Source organism: Aestuariicoccus sp. MJ-SS9, from assembly GCF_032586235.1.
GTDB lineage: Bacteria > Pseudomonadota > Alphaproteobacteria > Rhodobacterales > Rhodobacteraceae > Aestuariicoccus.
In genome coordinates this window covers 1-16,064 of the sequence record NZ_JAWHTD010000064.1, presented here as the reverse complement: position 1 = coordinate 16,064, position 16,064 = coordinate 1, and the positions used below count along the sequence as shown (strand labels likewise).

Sequence of the window (16,064 nt, the reverse complement as noted above, 5' to 3'; positions counted from 1 at the left end):
GGGTCGGCCTCGGGGTTTTGCCCGTCAACTGTTGCGTGGCCGGTATGGGCTGGTTGTTGTGGGGGGGGGGGGGGGGGGGGGGGGCGGGCGGGCGCCCCCCCCCCCGGCTGGGGGGCCTTCTGCCCCCCAGACCCCCCGAGAGTATTTTTGCCAAGAAGAAGATCGTGAAGAGGCAGGACCGCGCATGGGTATGAGCCGTCAACTGGCCGGATGGGTGCAGGCGGCGCCGCTGGCGGTGGTGCTGCTGGGGTTCCTGGTGGCACCGATCGTGATGATCGTGATCGTCAGTTTCTGGGGGGCGACGGAATATTCGATCTACCCGGCGTTCCAGTTCGACAATTACGAATTTCTGTTCGGATCTTCAGTGACTTATACGGTGTTCTTCAACACCTTTAAATATGCCGCGATCACCTGGGCACTGACCTTGGCGATCGGCTTTACGGTGGCGTATTTCCTGGCCTTCGAAGTGCGCAACCTGAAATGGCAGATCGCGCTTTTCCTGCTGTGCACGATCCCGTTCTGGACCTCGAATATCATCCGGATGATCAGCTGGATCCCGTTTCTGGGGCGCAACGGGATCGCCAATTCGACGCTGCTGAGCTGGGGTGTGATCGACGAGCCCCTGGAATGGCTTTTGTTCAGCGATTTCAGCGTGATCCTGGCCTTTGTTCATCTTTACACGCTGTTCATGGTGGTGCCGATCTTCAACTCGATGATGCGCATCGACCGGTCGCTGATCGAGGCGGCGCGCGATTGCGGGGCGAACGGGGTTCAGACGCTGTGGAACGTGATCGTGCCCTTGTGCAAGCCGGGGATCATGATCGGCACGATCTTTGTGACCACGCTGGTGATGGGCGATTTCATCACCGTGCGCTTCATGTCGGGTTCGCAGCGGGCCAATGTGGGGCGGCTGATTTCCAACGATATCAGTCTCTTGCAATACCCTTCGGCGGCGGCGACGGCGGTGGTGCTGTTGATCACGGTGCTGATCGTGATCGCGCTTCTTCTGCGCCTCGTCGACATCCGAAAGGAGCTTTGAGCGATGGAAAAGCGCAGCCGCAGTTTCTATGTCCTGGCCGCCTTCTTCGGGCTGTTCGTGCTGTTCCTTTACGGGCCGATCCTGACCATCGGGATCCTCAGCTTTCAGGGGCCGCAGGGCGGGCTGACCTTTCCGATGAACGGGGTGTCGCTGCACTGGTTCCGCGATCTTTTCGAAGAACAGGCGGTGGGCGACATCTGGGGCAGTTTCCGCCGCTCTTTCGCGCTGGGGCTGATGGTGATGGTGACGACGGTGGTGGTGTCGGTGCTGGGGGGGCTGGCCTTTCGCAAGCGGTTTGCCGGGGCGACGGTGCTCTTTTACCTGACCATCGCGTCGCTGGTGATCCCGTCGATCCTGATCTCGCTCGGGGTCGGGCTGATCTTCAACCAGCTGGGGTTCAAGGTGCATTGGGCCACCTCCGGTTTCGGGTCGCAGCTGACCTGGACGCTGCCCTTCGGCCTGCTGATCATGTTCGCGGTCTTCAACCGCTTCGACAAAAGCTATGAGGAGGCCGCGCGCGATCTGGGGGCGACGCCCTGGCAGACCTTCGCGTATGTGGTGCTGCCGATCATCGCGCCGTCGCTCTTGGGGGTCGCGCTTTTCGGCTTTACGCTGAGCTATGACGAATTCGCGCGCACGCTGCTGACGGCGGGCAGCTATAACACCCTGCCGCTGGAGATCTTTGGGATGACGACCAATGTCACGACGCCGGTGATCTTTGCGCTGGGGACGCTGACGACGCTCTTTTCCTTGGTCATCATCGCGGTGTTCTTCCTTGCCGTCTGGCTGATGTCGCGCCGCAAGGACCGCAGTTCGGACGCCGGATCGGGGCTGGTCTGAGCGATGGCCATCGTTCTGATCAACCCCAACAGCACCGAAGAGATGACGCAAAGCGCGCTTGCGGCCGCGCGCCGTACCTCGCCCGGGCTGACGTTCGAGGGCTGGACCTCGGCCAAGGGGCCGCCGGCGATCGAGGGCGAGGCGGACGGGCGGCGCGCGGTGCCGCCGCTGCTGGAGCTGGTGCAAAAGGCGTCGGACGGCGGGGCCTCGGCCATCGTGATCGCCTGTTTCGACGACACCGGCCTGGCCGAGGCCCGCGCCATCGCCGCCTGCCCGGTGATCGGCATCGGCCAGTCGAGCTTTGTCATGGCCGGTCTGCTGGCCGACCGCGTCACCGTGATCACCACGGTGGCGGCAGCGGTGCCGGTGATCGAGGGCAATATCGCCGCCTCGGGCTTTGCGCATCTGGTGACGGGGGTACATGCGGCGAACGTGCCGGTGCTCGCGCTGGAGCACAGCCCGGCAGAGGCCGCCCGGGGGTTCATCGCCGCCGCGCGCGCGCTCGACCCTGCGCCGTCGCTGGTCATCCTGGGATGCGCCGGGGCGGTCACCATCCGCGCCGAGGTCTCGCGCGCCCTGGGGTGCCCCGTGCTTGACGGGGTGACGGCGGCGGCGCGGCTCTGCCGGGCGTTTTCGGATTAGGGCCCGAATCCCAGAACCCGCGCGCCTCCGTTGATTAATGTCATCCCGCCGGGCGGGTCCCTCCGTCACACTGTCCTCGATCATCCGTATGAGACGGACGGAAAGGCGACAGGATGGACGGACTGCCCCCCGATCAATTGCGGCGGCGCTGCGATCCCGCAAAGCTGCCGTTTACATCGACCCGCGATCTGGGCGACGAGACCGGGCTGATCGGGCAATCGCGGGCGCTGGAGGCGATCCGGCTGTCCTCGGAAATGCCGCACCGGGATTTCAACCTCTTCGTGCTCGGGCCGACCGGGACCGGGCGGCACACCGCCGTGCGCGACCTGCTGGCCGAACGCGCGGCAAGCCGCGACCTGCCGCCCGACTGGGTTTACGTCAACAATTTCGAGGTGCCGCACAAACCCCGCGCGATCCGCCTGCCCGCGGGCACCGCGCAGCTGCTCAGGGCCACGATGCAGAACCTGGTGGACGATCTGGCCAACGACATCCCCGCGCTATTCGAGTCCGAGGAATACCAGACCCAGCGTCGCGCCATCGAGCAGGAGCTGGGCGAACGGCAAGAGGCGGCGATGACCGAATTCGCCGACCGCGCCAAGGCCGAGGATGTGGCTCTGCTGCGCACCCCGATGGGCTACATGCTGACGGCGATCCGCGACGGCAAGCTGGTCAAGGCCGAGGAATACCAGAAGCTCGACAAGGACGAGCAGGACCGGATCGACGAAAAGGTCTCGCGCCTGCAGGAGGACCTGGCGGTCGTCCTGCGCCAGGCCCCCAAGCTGGAAAAGGAGCACCGCAAGCGGGTCGAGGAACTGAATGCGGCGATGGCCGAACGCGCGGTCTCGGCCCGGGTGGCCGAGGTCGATAAGGCGCTGACCGGCATCGCGGCGGTGGCCGAGTACCTCGAGACCGTGCGCAAGGACATCATCGCCAACGCCGAATTGTTCCTGCAGGCGGCGGCCCCGTCGGGCGACGGCCCCTTCCCCGAGGCGGTGCGCAAGTTTCACCGCGAACCGGCCTTCGACCGCTATGTGATCAACGTCATGGTCTCGCACGACACCCAGGGCAGCGCCGGCGCGCCGGTGGTGACCGAGGATCTGCCCAATCTCGACCGGGTGACGGGTCGGATCGAGCATGTCTCGCATATGGGATCGCTGGTCACGAACTTCACCATGATCCGCCCCGGCGCGCTGCACCGCGCCAATGGCGGCTATCTGGTGCTGGACGCCCGCCGCATCCTGACCGAGCCTTTCGCCTGGGATGCGCTGAAACGCTGCCTGAAGAACCGCAAGATCACCATCACCTCGATGGCGGATATGCTGAGCCTCGTGTCCACCACGTCGCTGGAACCGGACCCGATCCCGCTCGATCTGCGGGTGGTGCTGGTCGGCGACCGGATGCTGCATGCGCTTTTGGTGATGCTCGACCCGGAATTCGGCGAATTGTTCAAGCTTCAGGCGGATTTCGAGGATGTGGTCGACCGCTCCGACGACACTTTGGCGGATTTCGCGCGGCTGGTGGGCGGCTTTGCCCTGCGGGAAGGGCTGCGCCCGATGACGGCGGCTTGCGTGGCGCGGCTCTTGGACGAGGCGACGCGGCTGGCCGATGACAGCGAAAAGCTGTCGCTGCGGCTCGAGGCGCTTTTCGACGTGGCCCGCGAGGCCGACCATTACGCCGCGCGCCGCGGCGCGGACGAGATCGGGGATCAGGACATCGACCGGGCCGTGACCGAAAAAGACCGCCGCGCGGCGCGGATCAAGGACCGCATGCAAGAGGCGATCGCCCGCAAGACCATCCTGATCGACACCGAGGGCGAAAAGGTCGGCCAGATCAACGGGCTGTCGGTCATCGGGCTGGGCGATTACAGCTTTGGCCGCCCCTCGCGCATCACTGCGCGGACGCGGATGGGCAGCGGCAAGCTGGTGGATATCGAGCGCGAGGTCGAACTGGGCGGGCCGCTGCATTCCAAGGGTGTGATGATCCTTTCGGGCTATCTGACCTCGACCTATGCGCTGGATGTGCCGTTTTCGCTGCACGCAAGCCTGGTGTTCGAGCAAAGCTACGGCGGCATCGAGGGCGACAGCGCCTCGTCGGCCGAGCTTTACGCGCTGCTTTCGGCGCTCTCGGACCTGCCGATCCGGCAGGGGCTGGCGGTCACCGGGTCGGTCAACCAGACCGGCGAGGTGCAGGCCATCGGCGGGGTCAACGAAAAGATCGAGGGTTTCTTCGACACCTGCGCCGCGCGCGGGCTGACCGGCGATCAGGGCGTGCTGATCCCGGCGTCGAACGTGCCGCACCTGATGCTGCGCGACAAGGTGATCGACGCAGCCAAAGAGGGCAAATTCCGGGTGATCCCGGTCGCGACCATCGACGACGGCATCGCGTTGCTGACCGGGACCGAGGCGGGCGCACGCGGGGCGGACGGGCGCTTTCCCGAGGGCTCGGTCAATGCGCGGGTCGAGGCGCGGCTGCGCGGCTTTGCCGAGACCCGCCGCGCCTTTGCCCGGCCACCCGGGCGCAACGGCGACGGGTCCGGCGCATGAGCACGCCTGACAAACCACCCCGGCGGCTGCTGATCGGCGCGGGCAGCTTTGCCGACGCGCAGGCGGCGTTGCGGCTGGCCGACCGCCTGGCCGAGACGCTGGCCGGCGATCTGGGCGGTCTGCTGGTCGAAGAGACGGTTCTGAGCGGCATCGTCGATCTGCCGGGCCAGCGCGTGGTGACCTCGGGCGGCGCGCTGCTGGTGGCCCCGTCGCGGCGGCAGGTACGCACGCTGTTCGAAAGCGACGCCCGCGCCTTCCGCGAACGGCTTTCGGGGCTGGCGCGGGCGCGGATGCGGAAATGGTCGTTCGAACGCTGCCACGGCGATCTGATCGGCGGCGTGTGCGGTGCGGCCAAGGGCTGGGACATCCTGCTACTGGGCCATCGCGAAATCCACCGCCGCCGGGGCCGCGTCGTGCTGATCGCGCCGCCCGGGGCGGGCCGGTCTGCGGCGCCCGATCTGGCGCAGGATCTGGCGGGGATGCTGCACACCGACCTCGTGGCGCTGTCGCTTGGGCCCGAGGCCGGGCAGGAACACTTCGCCACCGAACCCGAGATGCTGGCCCGGATCGGCCGGATCAGCGCCGCTGCGGTGGTGCTCGACCTTTCCGCCGGGCCTTTGCGCACCCACGACCAGCTGCGTCAGCTGCTGTCGGCGGCGCGCTGCCCGTTGGTGGTGCTGGGGGCGGCACAGGGCGAGGCCTCGATCGCGCACAGCACCCAGATCCCGCCCGCCCCGGAAGACGCATGAGACCCCTGCCATGACCCCGACACCCCCCGCCCCGGACCCGTTGATCGCCCGCCGCTCGCACGAACTGGCCATGTCGGCGATCAAGGAAATGTCGATCCTCAGCGCCAGAGTGCCCGGCGCTGCGTCGCTCGCCTGGGGCCTGCCGTCGTTCCGCACGCCCGAACCGATCCGCGCGGCGGTGGCCCGCGCGCTGGACGAAGACCCTGCGGCGGGCATGTACGCCCTGCCCGCCGGCCTGCCCGAACTGCGCGCGGCGGTGGCGCGCGAACACGCCCGCCGCACCGGTCAAAGCGTCGATCCCGAGACCCGCGTGCAGATCACCGCCGGCAATATGGAGGGGCTGCAGACGCTCTTTCAGGCCATCGTCGACCCCGGCGACGAGGTGATCGTCACCGACCCCGGTTTCGTGTCGCACATCAGCCAGATCCGCTTTTGCGGCGGCCCGCCGGTGTTCTGGGCAATGGACGAAGGCAACGGCTGGGCGCTGGACATCGACGCGTTGCCCGCGCTGATCGGGCCGCGCACCAAGGCGATCGTCCTCGTCACGCCGTCGAACCCCACCGGCGCGATCCTGTCGCGCGACACGCTGCGCGCGGCGGCGCGCATTGCCCGCGACAGGGGCGTTCTGATCGTGCTCGACGATCCCTACAGCCATTTCACCTATGAAAACGAGGCGCTTTACCACAACCTCGCGTCGGACCCGGAGTTCGCCGATCACATCGCCTATCTCTTCACCTTTTCAAAGGCCTACGCCATGAGCGGCTGGCGCGCGGGCTACATGATCGTGCCGCCCGCCTTGCTGGCGGAGACCACCAAGATCCACGATCTGACGATGATCTGCACCCCGCGCATCAGCCAGATCGCCGCCCTCGCCGCGCTGGCGGGGCCGCGCAGCCATCTGGACGACTTCCAAGCCATCCTCGCCCGCCGCCGCGCGCTGATCTGCGAAAGGCTCGACCGGGTGCCGCATGTGTTTCAGTACCAGAAACCGCAGGGCGCCTATTACGTCTTTCCGCGCATCGTGGCGGCGCATGAAAGCTCTGTCCGGTTTGCCCACGATCTGCTGAACGCCGCGCACGTCACCGTCACCCCGGGCAGCGCCTTTGGGCCGTCAGGCGAACATCATGTGCGCATGGCCTATTGCGTCGGGGACGATACCATAAACCTCGCCTTCGACCGGATCGAGGCGCATTTCGGGGTCTGACCCCCCGGGTTTACGCCCCATTCCGCGCCAGCGCTGCGTCGCGCATCTGGGACAGCGACATGCGCGGGGTCAGCGCCTCGGGCGAGATCACCAGATCCAGCACCGCGCCCGTGTCCGAGGCCAGCGCGCGGTCGAAGGCGGCGGCGAAATCCTCGGTCCTCTCGACCCGCTCGCCGTGGAAGCCGTAGGCCTGCGCCAGCGCCGCGAAATCGGGGCTGAGCATGGTCGTGCCGGACACCCGCGCCGGGTAGTGGCGTTCCTGATGGGCGCGGATCGTGCCGTAGATGCCGTTGTTGAGGATCAGGATGATCGGCTGCGCGCCTGCCTGCGCGGCGGTGGCAAGCTCCTGACTGGTCATCTGGAAATCGCCGTCCCCGGCAAAGCACACCACGGTCCGCGCCGGATCGGCCACCTTGGCGGCGATGGCGGCGGGCACGCCGTAGCCCATCGCGCCCGATTGCGGGGCCAGCAGCCGCGCCTTGGGGCCGAAGCTGAAGAACTTGTTGGGCCAGACCGCGAAATTGCCCGCGCCGTTGGTCAGGATCACGTCCTCGGGCAGCACGTCGCGCAGATGCGCCGTGACCTTGCCCATGTCCACCGGCGACGGCAGATCGGGCAGATCGAAGCCCGCCTCGAACGCCGCCCTGCCCTCGGCCCGCCACGCGGACCAATCGCCCGCGACCGGGCCGCCCGCCGCAAGCGCCGTGGCAAAGGCGTTGGGCCCGGCCTGAATGCCCAGTTCTGGCTGGTAGACCTTGCCCAGCTCTTGGTCTGAGCCATGCACGTGGATCAGCCGCTGCCGGGGCTGCGGCACGGACAAGAGCGTATAGCCCTCGGTCGAGTTTTCGCCGAAGCGGTTGTTGACCGCCAGGATCACATCGGCCTCGGAGATCAGCCGTTTGACCCAGGTCACCATGCCGACCCCCGCCTCGCCGCAGAAGGTGGGCGAGCGGTTGTCGTACTGGTCCTGATAGCGGAAGACCGACACCACGGGGATGTCCGAGCCTTCGGCAAAGCGTTGCAGCGCGGCGCTGCCTTGGTCCGTCCAGTTGCAGCCGCCGTACAGGATCAACGGGCGCTCGGCCGCCGCAAGGATGTCGCGCGCGGCCTCAACGGCGGCAGCGGCGGGTTCGGGTTCGGGATAGCGCGCCGGGCCGGTCAGGGCGGGCGCGTCCGTCAGGCTGGTCAGCATGTCCTCGGGCAGGGCCACGACCACCGGGCCGGGCCGCCCGGTCACGGCGGTCTTCCACGCGCGGGCGAGGATTTCGGGAATACGCTCCACCGCGTCGATCTCGACCGCCCATTTCGCCATGGTGCCAAAGACAGCGCGGTAATCGAGCTCCTGAAACGCCTCGCGGCCTTTCATGTCGGTGCCGACCTGGCCGACGAACAGGATCATCGGCGCGCTGTCCTGCATCGCCGTATGCACCCCGATCGAGGCATTGGTGGCCCCCGGCCCGCGCGTGACCAGGCAGATGCCGGGCTGTCCGGTCAGCTTGCCCCAGGCCGCCGCCATGAAGGCCGCGCCCCCCTCGTTCCGGCAGAGCACGAAATCGAGCTTTCCGGCGGTGTCGTGCAGCGCATCCAGCACGGCCAGATAGCTTTCCCCCGGCACGCCGAAGCTCTTCGTCGCTCCGAGCGCGACAAGACATTCCACCAAAAGCTGACCGCCGTTGCGCATGGTCCGGATCCCTTCTTTCCCCCGATCTGCCCGCCCAGTGTTACGCCATCCCGCGCGCGGGTTCCATCCGCCGAAACGCCCCCCCGCGCCGCGAAAATTCTGCTTGCGCCCCGGGGCCGGACGTCGTAACCCCGCGCCACGCAGTGAGCGGGCGTAGCTCAGGGGTAGAGCATTACCTTGCCAAGGTAAGGGTCGTGAGTTCGAATCTCATCGCCCGCTCCAATTTCTCCTCATCGGTGGCATGACAGATCGGGCGTTGTTCCGGGGCCGTCCGGCTGACAGCAGGCTTGTTCTCGGGCCGAAAACGGCCCTCCATGACACCATGAGCAGAATCAACCTCGATCAGCTGAGCACCTTTCTGGCCGTCGTGCGGCTGGGCGGCGTGCGCAAGGCGTCGGTCGGTCTGAACCTCACGCAGCCCGCGGTGACCGCGCGGATCCGCAATCTTGAGGAAACCATGGGCTGCCCTCTGTTCGACCGGACGGGCGGGGGCATGCGGCTGACCAAGCGGGGCGAGATGCTTTTGCATCATGCCGAGCAGTTCGAGCACCTGTCCGAGCTGGTGCACAAGGACATTGTCGATCCCGCCGGACTGGAGGGGACGCTGCGGCTGGGCGTGTCGGAAACCATCGCGCAATGCTGGCTGCCCGACCTCGTGGCGCGGCTGCACAACATCTATCCGTCGCTGCAGATCGAGCTGATCGTCGACATCTCGATGAACCTGCGCGCCGGGCTGTTGGGGCGCGAGATCGACCTGGCGATTCTGCTGGGGCCGATTTCGGAATATTCCGTCGACAACATCGACTTGCCGGGCTTCGATCTGGCCTGGTACTGCGCCGCCGGGGCCCGGAACGAGACCGCCATCGGATCGCGCCCGGTGCTGACCTATGCGCGCCACACCCGCCCCTACCGCGAGCTCAAGGAGCTCTTGCTGGAAAAGGTCGGGCCGGGTGTTTCGATCTTTCCGTCCTCGTCGCTCTCGGCCTGTTTCCGGCTGGTCGAGGCCGACATGGGCGTCGCCGCCCTGCCCCGGGCGCTTGGCGCGCCGCTGGTGGCCGAGGGCCGGATACGCGAGTTCGACCCGGGCTGGGTGCCCGCGCCCCTCAGCTTTTCGGCCTCCTACCTGGGCGAGCCCAAGAGCCACATGATCGAAACCGCCGCCCGCGCCGCGCTGGAGGTGGCGACGCAGTTCGATCCGCGGTGAGGGTGGCTCCGCGATCGATAAAAAATCTCGATCAGAAGTGACAAAATCATTCGATTTGCGTTGATACCCGTCTCGGTCCACGCTGTCATGGACGGGGGTACCATGCAGAACACCGATTACGAAACGCTCAGACGCGCCACATTGCCCGATGTGCGGATGGCGATCCGCGAGGGGCGCTATAGATCGCACACGGCGGGTCTGGGGACGGGATGCCTTCAGGCCAATCTGGCAATCATGCCCGAGGCCTATGCGCTGGACTTCATGCGCTATTGCCAGCGCAATCCCAAGCCCTGCCCGCTGGTCGGCGTGTCCGACACTGGCAACCCGATCCTGTTCAACCTGGGCCGCGATATCGACATCCGCACCGACGTGCCCGCCTACAACATCTATCGCGACGGCGTGCTGGACGGGCGCGTGACGGATATCCGCGATCTCTGGACCGACGACATGGTCGCCTTTGCGCTGGGGTGCTCGTTCACGTTCGAACATGCGCTGCAAGAGGCCGGGATCCCGATTTGGCACATCGACAACAACACGACCGTTCCGATGTTCCGCTCGAACCGCGACACGGTGCCCGCGGGACCGTTCTCGGGCCGGATGGTCGTCAGCATGCGCGCCATCCCCGAGGACCAGCTTGCCCGCACGATCGAGATCTCGCGACAGTTCCCGCTGGCGCACGGCGGCCCGGTACATTGGGGCGATCCCGCCGGGATCGGCATCGCCGACGTCTCGGCCCCCGACTGGGGCGATCCTGCGCCGGTGCCCGAGGGGCACGTCCCCGTTTTCTGGGCCTGCGGCGTGACCCCGCAGGTAGCGATCGAGAACGCCCGGCTGCCGCTCTGCATCACCCATACCCCCGGTCACATGCTGATCACCGACATTGCGGAAGACGCGGAAACCCCCGTGCTGCCCGCCTGAACACCTGAATACAACGACTTATCCAACAAGGAGAGATGACATGAAACGCACTCTGACAAGCATCCTGGCCGCAACCACAGCCCTGGCCACCCCGGTTCTCGCCGAAGACCTGTCGGTCGTCGGCAGCTGGTCCGGCCTGCCGCTGCACAAGCAGTTCGAGGCGCCGTTCTGGTCCGAAACCCTGCCCGCAGCGTCGGGCGGCAACATCAACGTGGCGCTGACCACGCACAACCAGATGAACCTGGGCCTGGGCGACGTCTATCGCCTGCTGGGCGACGGGGTTTATGACGTGGCGATGACCGTGGCCGATTACGCCGTGGCCGACGCGCCCGAGCTGGAGGGCCTCGACGTGCCGCTGGTGGCGCTGACCGCCGACGAGGCCCGCGCCATGGTCGACGCCGCCCGCCCGATGGTGACCGACATCTACCATGACCGCTTCAACAGCCACGTTCTGGCCATCGCGCCCTATCCGCCGCAGGTCGTCTTCTGCAACGCCGAGATCGCCGGGCTCGACGATCTGGCGGGCAAGAAGGTCCGCGCCTCGGGCCGGATGACCGCCAAATTCCTCGAGGCGCTCGGCGCCGAGGGTGTGAACGTCAGCTTTTCGGAAGTGCCAGGCGCGCTGCAGAAGGGCGTGGTCGACTGCGCCGTAACCGGCGCCGGGTCGGGCTATTCCGCCGGCTGGTGGGAAGTGTCGACGCATCTGCTGCCGATCCCGCTGGGTGGCTGGGACAGCGTCGTGACCGCGATGAACATGGACAAGTGGATGAGCCTCGACGCCGACACCCAGGCGCTGATCGCCGACCAGATCAAGACCGAGTTCGAAGACCCGGCCTGGGCCGTGGCGCAGGACGCGCTGGTCAACGACATCGCCTGCCTGACCGGCAACGGCGACTGCCCCGCAGGCGAGGCCCGCGACATGACCCTGGTTGAGGTGTCCGACGCCGATTTCGCCAAGGCCCGCGACGTGCTGGTGAACGAAGTTCTGCCCGAGTGGGCCGAACGCGCCGGCGCCGACTGGGCCCAGCGCTGGAACGCGTCGGTCGGCGAAGTGGTCGGCGTCAAGATCAACTGAAGCTGACCTGAAGACCTGAAAGAAAGGCCCCGACATGGCACATTCGATGCTGAACACGTTGCGCAAGCTCAACCACTGGGTGGCGATCCTGGTGGGGATACTGCTGCTGCTCTGCGCCGCGTTCGTTCTGGCGGATATCGTTCTGCGCCAGGTCGGGGCCTCGTTCGGGGGCACCGACGAGATCAGCGGCTATGTCATGGCCATCGCCACCTCCTGGGGGATGGGCTTTGCGCTGCTGGAACTGGGGCATGTCCGCATCGATCTGCTGCGCAGCCGCGTCGGCGCACGCGGGCGGGCGCTGTTCGATCTTTTGTCGATGCTGGTGCTGTCGGTCACGATCACCCTCATAGCGGTCCGCTGCTGGCCGGTGCTGGAACGGTCGCTGACCAATTCCTCGCGCGCCAACACGCCGCTTGAAACACCGCTGGCGCTGGTGCAGGCGCCCTGGATGGCAGGCTGGATCTGGTTCGCCGCCATGGCCTGGCTGACCTTCATCGCGGCGCTGATGCTGGTGGCGCAAAAGGATTACGCCGCCTCCGAGGCCGCCATCGGCACCTTCGGCGAAGAGGAGGCCGCACTGTGATCACCTCTGTTTCCGTCGGCCTTCTGGCGCTGCTGAGCCTCTCGATCCCGGTAGGGATCGTGCTGTTCCTGCTGGGCTTCGGCATCGACACGTTCTTCAGCCCGTTCCCGCTGATCAAGGGGCTGGGCAACCTGGTGTGGTCCACCTCGAACAACGCCACGCTGATCGCCATTCCGTTCTTTGTGCTACTGGGCGAGATCCTGGTGCGCTCGGGCATCGCCACGCGCACCTATGCCGCGCTCGACCGCTGGGTCAGCTGGCTGCCCGGCGGGCTGGTGCACGCAAACGTCGCCACGGCGACGATGTTTTCGGCCACCTCGGGCTCGTCCGTCGCCACCGCGGCCACGGTGGCCACCGTGGCCATGCCGCAGGCCGAAAAGCTGGGCTATGACCCCAAGCTCTTTTCCGGCGCCATCGCTGCGGGCGGCACGCTGGGCATTCTCATTCCGCCGTCGATCAACCTGATCGTCTACGGCTTTCTGACCCAGACCTCGATCCCGCGGCTGTTTCTGGCCGGGCTGGTGCCGGGGCTGGCGCTGGCGCTGGGGTTCATGGTGATCACCGCGATCATCTGCACCATCCGCCCGTCGCTGGGCGGGGTGCGCCGGGTCTTCCCCTTCCCCGAGATGCTGCGCGCTCTGGGCCAGCTCTTGCCGATCTTCCTGCTCTTCACGATCATCATCGGCACGATCTACAAAGGCTGGGCCACCCCGACCGAGGCCGCCGCCGTGGGCGTGGCAGGCGCCATCGCCATCGCCGCCGCCTTTGGCGGGGTCAGCATCAAGATGTTCGGCGAGGCGATCCTTGGCACCGTCAAGATCACCTCGATGATCATGCTGGTGGTGATCGGCGCGTCCTTCCTGAACTTCACGCTGGCCTCGGCCGGTCTGGGCCGCGAATTGCAGGACTTCCTGGGCTCGCTCGGGCTGTCGCCGCTGATGACGATCCTTGTCGTCGTGTGCATCTACATCGTGCTGGGCTTCTTCATCGAAACGCTGTCGCTGATGGTGGTGACGATCCCGATCATCGTGCCGCTGGTGGTCGAACAGGGTTTCGATCCGATCTGGTTCGGCATCCTGATGATCGTGCTGATCGAGATGGCGCTGATCACCCCGCCGGTGGGCCTGAACCTTTACGTGGTGCAGGGCGCTCGGAAATCGGGGCGGATGTCCGAGGTGATGCTGGGCGCCATTCCCTACGCCCTCGCGATGCTGGCCATGGCCGGGCTGTTGATCGCCTTCCCGCAGATCGCCCTCTTCCTGCCGGACGCGCTGCAGCAATAACGTCCGCCGGAGGCGGCCCTGCTCAGGCCGCGATGGCGCTGAGCGTGACGATGTTGCGCTTGACCAGATCGACCTCGAAGCTGAGCCGCTCGGCCGCGAGGTCGAGGAATTCAGCCGACAGATGATGCGCGTGATCGGCCACGCCGATGAGGATGCGCGCCCAGTCGATGGCCGAACGGCAATGTTCGATCAGCGATTGCGGCGACGGGCCGATCACCGGAAAATCGTGCACCGGCCAGGGCCCCACCGCGCGCAGCGGCTCCGGCACGCCATAGACCCGCCGGAGCCGGATCATCGCTCTGTCGCCGGGCCGCCGGGCAGAGTGTACCAGCACCCGCAGGCCGAAGGCGGCAAAGGCGGTGTCGCAACAGACGAAATCCGGTTCGCTCAGCACACCCGCCTCGTCGTCGCCGGTGGTCAGCCGGTCCGCCAGCCGCCGCCCCACGGCGGGGCCAAAGACATCCTCCAGCGCGACGCCGGGCTTGAAGATGACCTTGTGCGACAGGAACCCGGTGTCGCAGACCACCGACGCGACGGACCACCGGTCGTTTTCGCCGCGCATGACATACGACACCATCTCGTCGCGCGCCGCATCACCACGGGCCGGGACCGGCGTCGCCTGAGTGATCGCCTGCCCGCCCATGATCATCGGCACCTGCCCGTCTTCGCGCATCACGAAGCTGCGCAGCTCGTCCATGCGTGCGTCGAACAGCGCCACGCGGCGGCGCAGATGGCCCGCCCGCACCGGCACCGCCGGCAGGTCCGGAACGGACCTGATATGTTTCAGCGTATAGGCGAGGTTGAGCGCGGGTATCAGAATATCCTGCAGGCTGTCCTGCGCGATGTCGGTGACGGCGTGCCGCTTGGGGTACGGCGCCCAGACCTTTCTGTTGAACAGCGCCGACGGCTCGCCCCCCAGGTTGCCCAGCCGCAGGAGCGGGCGCTTTTCGAGCGAGACGGACATGCCGCAGAACCGCATCCCGTCGATCTGCCCTTCGAAATCCGGCGTGCTCAGAACACCGCGCACCGCATTCGTCCTCTGGATCTGCTTGCTGACAAAGCTGGCGGCCGCGGGCGAAAACACGTCGTGCAGACAGGACGGCGCCACGGGCGCGACCCGGTGCTTGATCCCGGGGCGCACGAATTCTGCATGGGCGACCCGATGCGGCGCCCCTTCGGAGGCCGTTAACCGGATCCATAAGGTATTCTGCGACAAGATCCGACCTCCGAGACTTTTGGAACCGTAAAAAGCACCGGTTAACAAGACGTTTTGGCATTGCCACCCAGCTAACCCCCGATGAATACGGCGTTACGCCGATAAAGCTGTTTGATATCAGCGCCGTAACACGCCGCAACCAACCACACGCACTACGGCCGAACCGCACGACCTACCGGGTCAAACGCGCACTGTTTGGATACTTTTTGACCAAGGAGACGCTGAAATGACCCGACTGACCAATGCCAGCATCGCAAGAATGGAACCGCCGAAAGGTCGTCAGACGTTCGTCAACGATGAGGATACACCAGGGCTGGCTGTGCGCCTATCACCTGGTGGTACCAAAGCGTTCGTTTACCAGTTCAGAGACCCTATCACGCGACGCAAGAAGCGGAAGACTCTTGGGCGGTGCAGTCAAATGGGGATCGACACGGCGCGGAAGATCGTTCGCGAGCTGCAAGCGAAGGTGCTCACCGGCGATACGCCGTTCTCCGCCCCAAGCGTGACGCTGCAAGACGCCTACGACAACTATCAAAACACACACCTTATTCATCGCCGCCCGTCAACGACAAGAACGTATCGGAACATCTGGACGCACGTGCCAAAGCAGCTGGCACTTACGCCACTGGCGAGATTGCGCCGCGCCGACTTCACGAGCGTCATTGATGGCGTTCAGGCGAAAGGCACGACTGGTTCAGCGGTGCTGCTTCATAAGGTTCTCAAAGCTGTGCTGAACCACGCGGTGCGCAAAGGGCATCTTGAGCTCAATCCACTCACCGCAGTTCCTGCACCGGCTGGACTCAAACCGCGAGAACGGGTTTTGTCCTCTGACGAACTTCGGGCGGTGCTGCAAGCGGCGGAACGGATGCCAACACCTACAGGCGCTCTGGTGCGAACGCTCGTGCTAACAGGATGCCGGAAGAGCGAGGTATTCGGCCTGACGTGGGATGAAGTCGTGGATGGCGTGATGGCGTTGCCTCCTGAGCGGACCAAGAACGGACACGCGCACCGGGCGTTGTTGCAGAACTAGGGCTTGAGGCGTGATTGCCCCTTTCCCCGCTGAGATCATGCCACGCGGATGATCTCG

14 protein-coding genes and 1 tRNA gene are annotated in these 16,064 nt (G+C 66.2%); 13 read left to right on the top strand and 2 right to left on the bottom strand.

The genetic code is table 11. The features are described from left to right. The first annotated feature begins 184 nt into the window (after window positions 1-184). The 6 genes from RXV88_RS21835 to RXV88_RS21810 all read left to right on the top strand — a co-directional run bounded on the left by RXV88_RS21835 (window position 185) and on the right by RXV88_RS21810 (window position 7,017). Window positions 185-1,039, top strand: a complete 855-nt coding sequence (locus RXV88_RS21835; protein ID WP_316295718.1) for an ABC transporter permease — start codon at window positions 185-187, stop codon at window positions 1,037-1,039. A gap of 3 nt (window positions 1,040-1,042) precedes the next feature. After that, entirely contained in the window at window positions 1,043-1,879 is an 837-nt protein-coding gene (locus tag RXV88_RS21830) for an ABC transporter permease (RefSeq protein ID WP_316295717.1), read from the top strand. A gap of 3 nt (window positions 1,880-1,882) precedes the next feature. Beyond that, window positions 1,883-2,521 (top strand): aspartate/glutamate racemase family protein, encoded by a 639-nt coding sequence (locus RXV88_RS21825; protein ID WP_316295716.1) that lies wholly within the window; start codon window positions 1,883-1,885, stop codon window positions 2,519-2,521. A gap of 113 nt (window positions 2,522-2,634) precedes the next feature. Then, window positions 2,635-5,064 carry an ATP-binding protein gene (locus tag RXV88_RS21820; RefSeq protein ID WP_316295714.1) on the top strand — a complete coding sequence of 810 codons (2,430 nt, stop codon included), beginning with the start codon at window positions 2,635-2,637 and terminating at the stop codon, window positions 5,062-5,064. Beyond that, window positions 5,061-5,813, top strand: coding sequence for a hypothetical protein (locus RXV88_RS21815; protein ID WP_316295712.1), 753 nt, complete (start codon window positions 5,061-5,063; stop codon window positions 5,811-5,813). Before RXV88_RS21820 ends, RXV88_RS21815 begins: the two co-directional genes overlap by 4 nt. A 10-nt stretch (window positions 5,814-5,823) precedes the next feature. Continuing rightward, window positions 5,824-7,017 (top strand): pyridoxal phosphate-dependent aminotransferase, encoded by a 1,194-nt coding sequence (locus RXV88_RS21810; RefSeq protein WP_316295711.1) that lies wholly within the window; start codon window positions 5,824-5,826, stop codon window positions 7,015-7,017. 10 nt (window positions 7,018-7,027) lie between these two features. On the opposite strand, the gene RXV88_RS21805 is transcribed toward RXV88_RS21810, so the two are convergent. Continuing rightward, window positions 7,028-8,698, bottom strand: coding sequence for a thiamine pyrophosphate-dependent enzyme (locus tag RXV88_RS21805; protein WP_316295709.1), 1,671 nt, complete (start codon window positions 8,696-8,698; stop codon window positions 7,028-7,030). 147 nt (window positions 8,699-8,845) lie between these two features. Between RXV88_RS21805 and RXV88_RS21800 the strand changes: the two genes are divergently transcribed. The 6 genes from RXV88_RS21800 to RXV88_RS21775 all read left to right on the top strand — a co-directional run bounded on the left by RXV88_RS21800 (window position 8,846) and on the right by RXV88_RS21775 (window position 13,761). Beyond that, a tRNA-Gly gene (locus RXV88_RS21800) sits at window positions 8,846-8,920 on the top strand. 100 nt (window positions 8,921-9,020) lie between these two features. Further along, window positions 9,021-9,902 carry a LysR family transcriptional regulator gene (locus tag RXV88_RS21795; RefSeq protein ID WP_316295708.1) on the top strand — a complete coding sequence of 294 codons (882 nt, stop codon included), beginning with the start codon at window positions 9,021-9,023 and terminating at the stop codon, window positions 9,900-9,902. A gap of 102 nt (window positions 9,903-10,004) precedes the next feature. Further along, the gene (locus RXV88_RS21790; RefSeq protein ID WP_316295707.1) at window positions 10,005-10,820 is read left to right on the top strand and encodes a putative hydro-lyase; all 816 of its coding nucleotides are present in this window, start codon (window positions 10,005-10,007) and stop codon (window positions 10,818-10,820) included. Window positions 10,821-10,860: 40 nt separating this feature from the next. Beyond that, the gene (locus tag RXV88_RS21785; protein WP_316295705.1) at window positions 10,861-11,895 is read left to right on the top strand and encodes a TRAP transporter substrate-binding protein; all 1,035 of its coding nucleotides are present in this window, start codon (window positions 10,861-10,863) and stop codon (window positions 11,893-11,895) included. A 34-nt stretch (window positions 11,896-11,929) separates the two neighbouring features. Continuing rightward, a complete protein-coding gene (locus tag RXV88_RS21780) occupies window positions 11,930-12,478 on the top strand; it encodes a TRAP transporter small permease (RefSeq protein WP_316295703.1) in 549 nt (182 codons plus the stop codon). After that, window positions 12,475-13,761 carry a TRAP transporter large permease gene (locus tag RXV88_RS21775; protein ID WP_316295702.1) on the top strand — a complete coding sequence of 429 codons (1,287 nt, stop codon included), beginning with the start codon at window positions 12,475-12,477 and terminating at the stop codon, window positions 13,759-13,761. The genes RXV88_RS21780 and RXV88_RS21775 overlap by 4 nt, the downstream gene beginning before the upstream one ends. A 22-nt stretch (window positions 13,762-13,783) precedes the next feature. Here the strand turns inward: RXV88_RS21775 and RXV88_RS21770 are convergent, their stop codons facing one another. Next, window positions 13,784-14,977: a hypothetical protein gene (locus RXV88_RS21770; protein WP_316295701.1), complete on the bottom strand. Its 1,194-nt coding sequence runs from the start codon at window positions 14,975-14,977 to the stop codon at window positions 13,784-13,786. Window positions 14,978-15,203: 226 nt separating this feature from the next. On the opposite strand from RXV88_RS21770, the gene RXV88_RS21765 reads away from it, so the two are divergent. After that, window positions 15,204-16,007 carry a tyrosine-type recombinase/integrase gene (locus RXV88_RS21765; protein ID WP_316295700.1) on the top strand — a complete coding sequence of 268 codons (804 nt, stop codon included), beginning with the start codon at window positions 15,204-15,206 and terminating at the stop codon, window positions 16,005-16,007. The last annotated feature ends 57 nt before the right edge of the window (window positions 16,008-16,064 follow it).

Bases quoted from the DNA above. Each gene is read 5' to 3' on its own strand.
- RXV88_RS21815 (WP_316295712.1), top strand. From the start codon at position 5,061: ATGAGCACGCCTGACAAACCACCCCGGCGGCTGCTGATCGGCGCGGGC.
- RXV88_RS21810 (WP_316295711.1), top strand. From the start codon at position 5,824: ATGACCCCGACACCCCCCGCCCCGGACCCGTTGATCGCCCGCCGCTCG.
- RXV88_RS21820 (WP_316295714.1), top strand. From the start codon at position 2,635: ATGGACGGACTGCCCCCCGATCAATTGCGGCGGCGCTGCGATCCCGCA.
- RXV88_RS21805 (WP_316295709.1), bottom strand. From the start codon at position 8,698: ATGCGCAACGGCGGTCAGCTTTTGGTGGAATGTCTTGTCGCGCTCGGA.
- RXV88_RS21830 (WP_316295717.1), top strand. From the start codon at position 1,043: ATGGAAAAGCGCAGCCGCAGTTTCTATGTCCTGGCCGCCTTCTTCGGG.
- RXV88_RS21835 (WP_316295718.1), top strand. From the start codon at position 185: ATGGGTATGAGCCGTCAACTGGCCGGATGGGTGCAGGCGGCGCCGCTG.
- RXV88_RS21765 (WP_316295700.1), top strand. From the start codon at position 15,204: ATGACCCGACTGACCAATGCCAGCATCGCAAGAATGGAACCGCCGAAA.
- RXV88_RS21790 (WP_316295707.1), top strand. From the start codon at position 10,005: ATGCAGAACACCGATTACGAAACGCTCAGACGCGCCACATTGCCCGAT.
- RXV88_RS21825 (WP_316295716.1), top strand. From the start codon at position 1,883: ATGGCCATCGTTCTGATCAACCCCAACAGCACCGAAGAGATGACGCAA.
- RXV88_RS21785 (WP_316295705.1), top strand. From the start codon at position 10,861: ATGAAACGCACTCTGACAAGCATCCTGGCCGCAACCACAGCCCTGGCC.
- RXV88_RS21795 (WP_316295708.1), top strand. From the start codon at position 9,021: ATGAGCAGAATCAACCTCGATCAGCTGAGCACCTTTCTGGCCGTCGTG.
- RXV88_RS21780 (WP_316295703.1), top strand. From the start codon at position 11,930: ATGGCACATTCGATGCTGAACACGTTGCGCAAGCTCAACCACTGGGTG.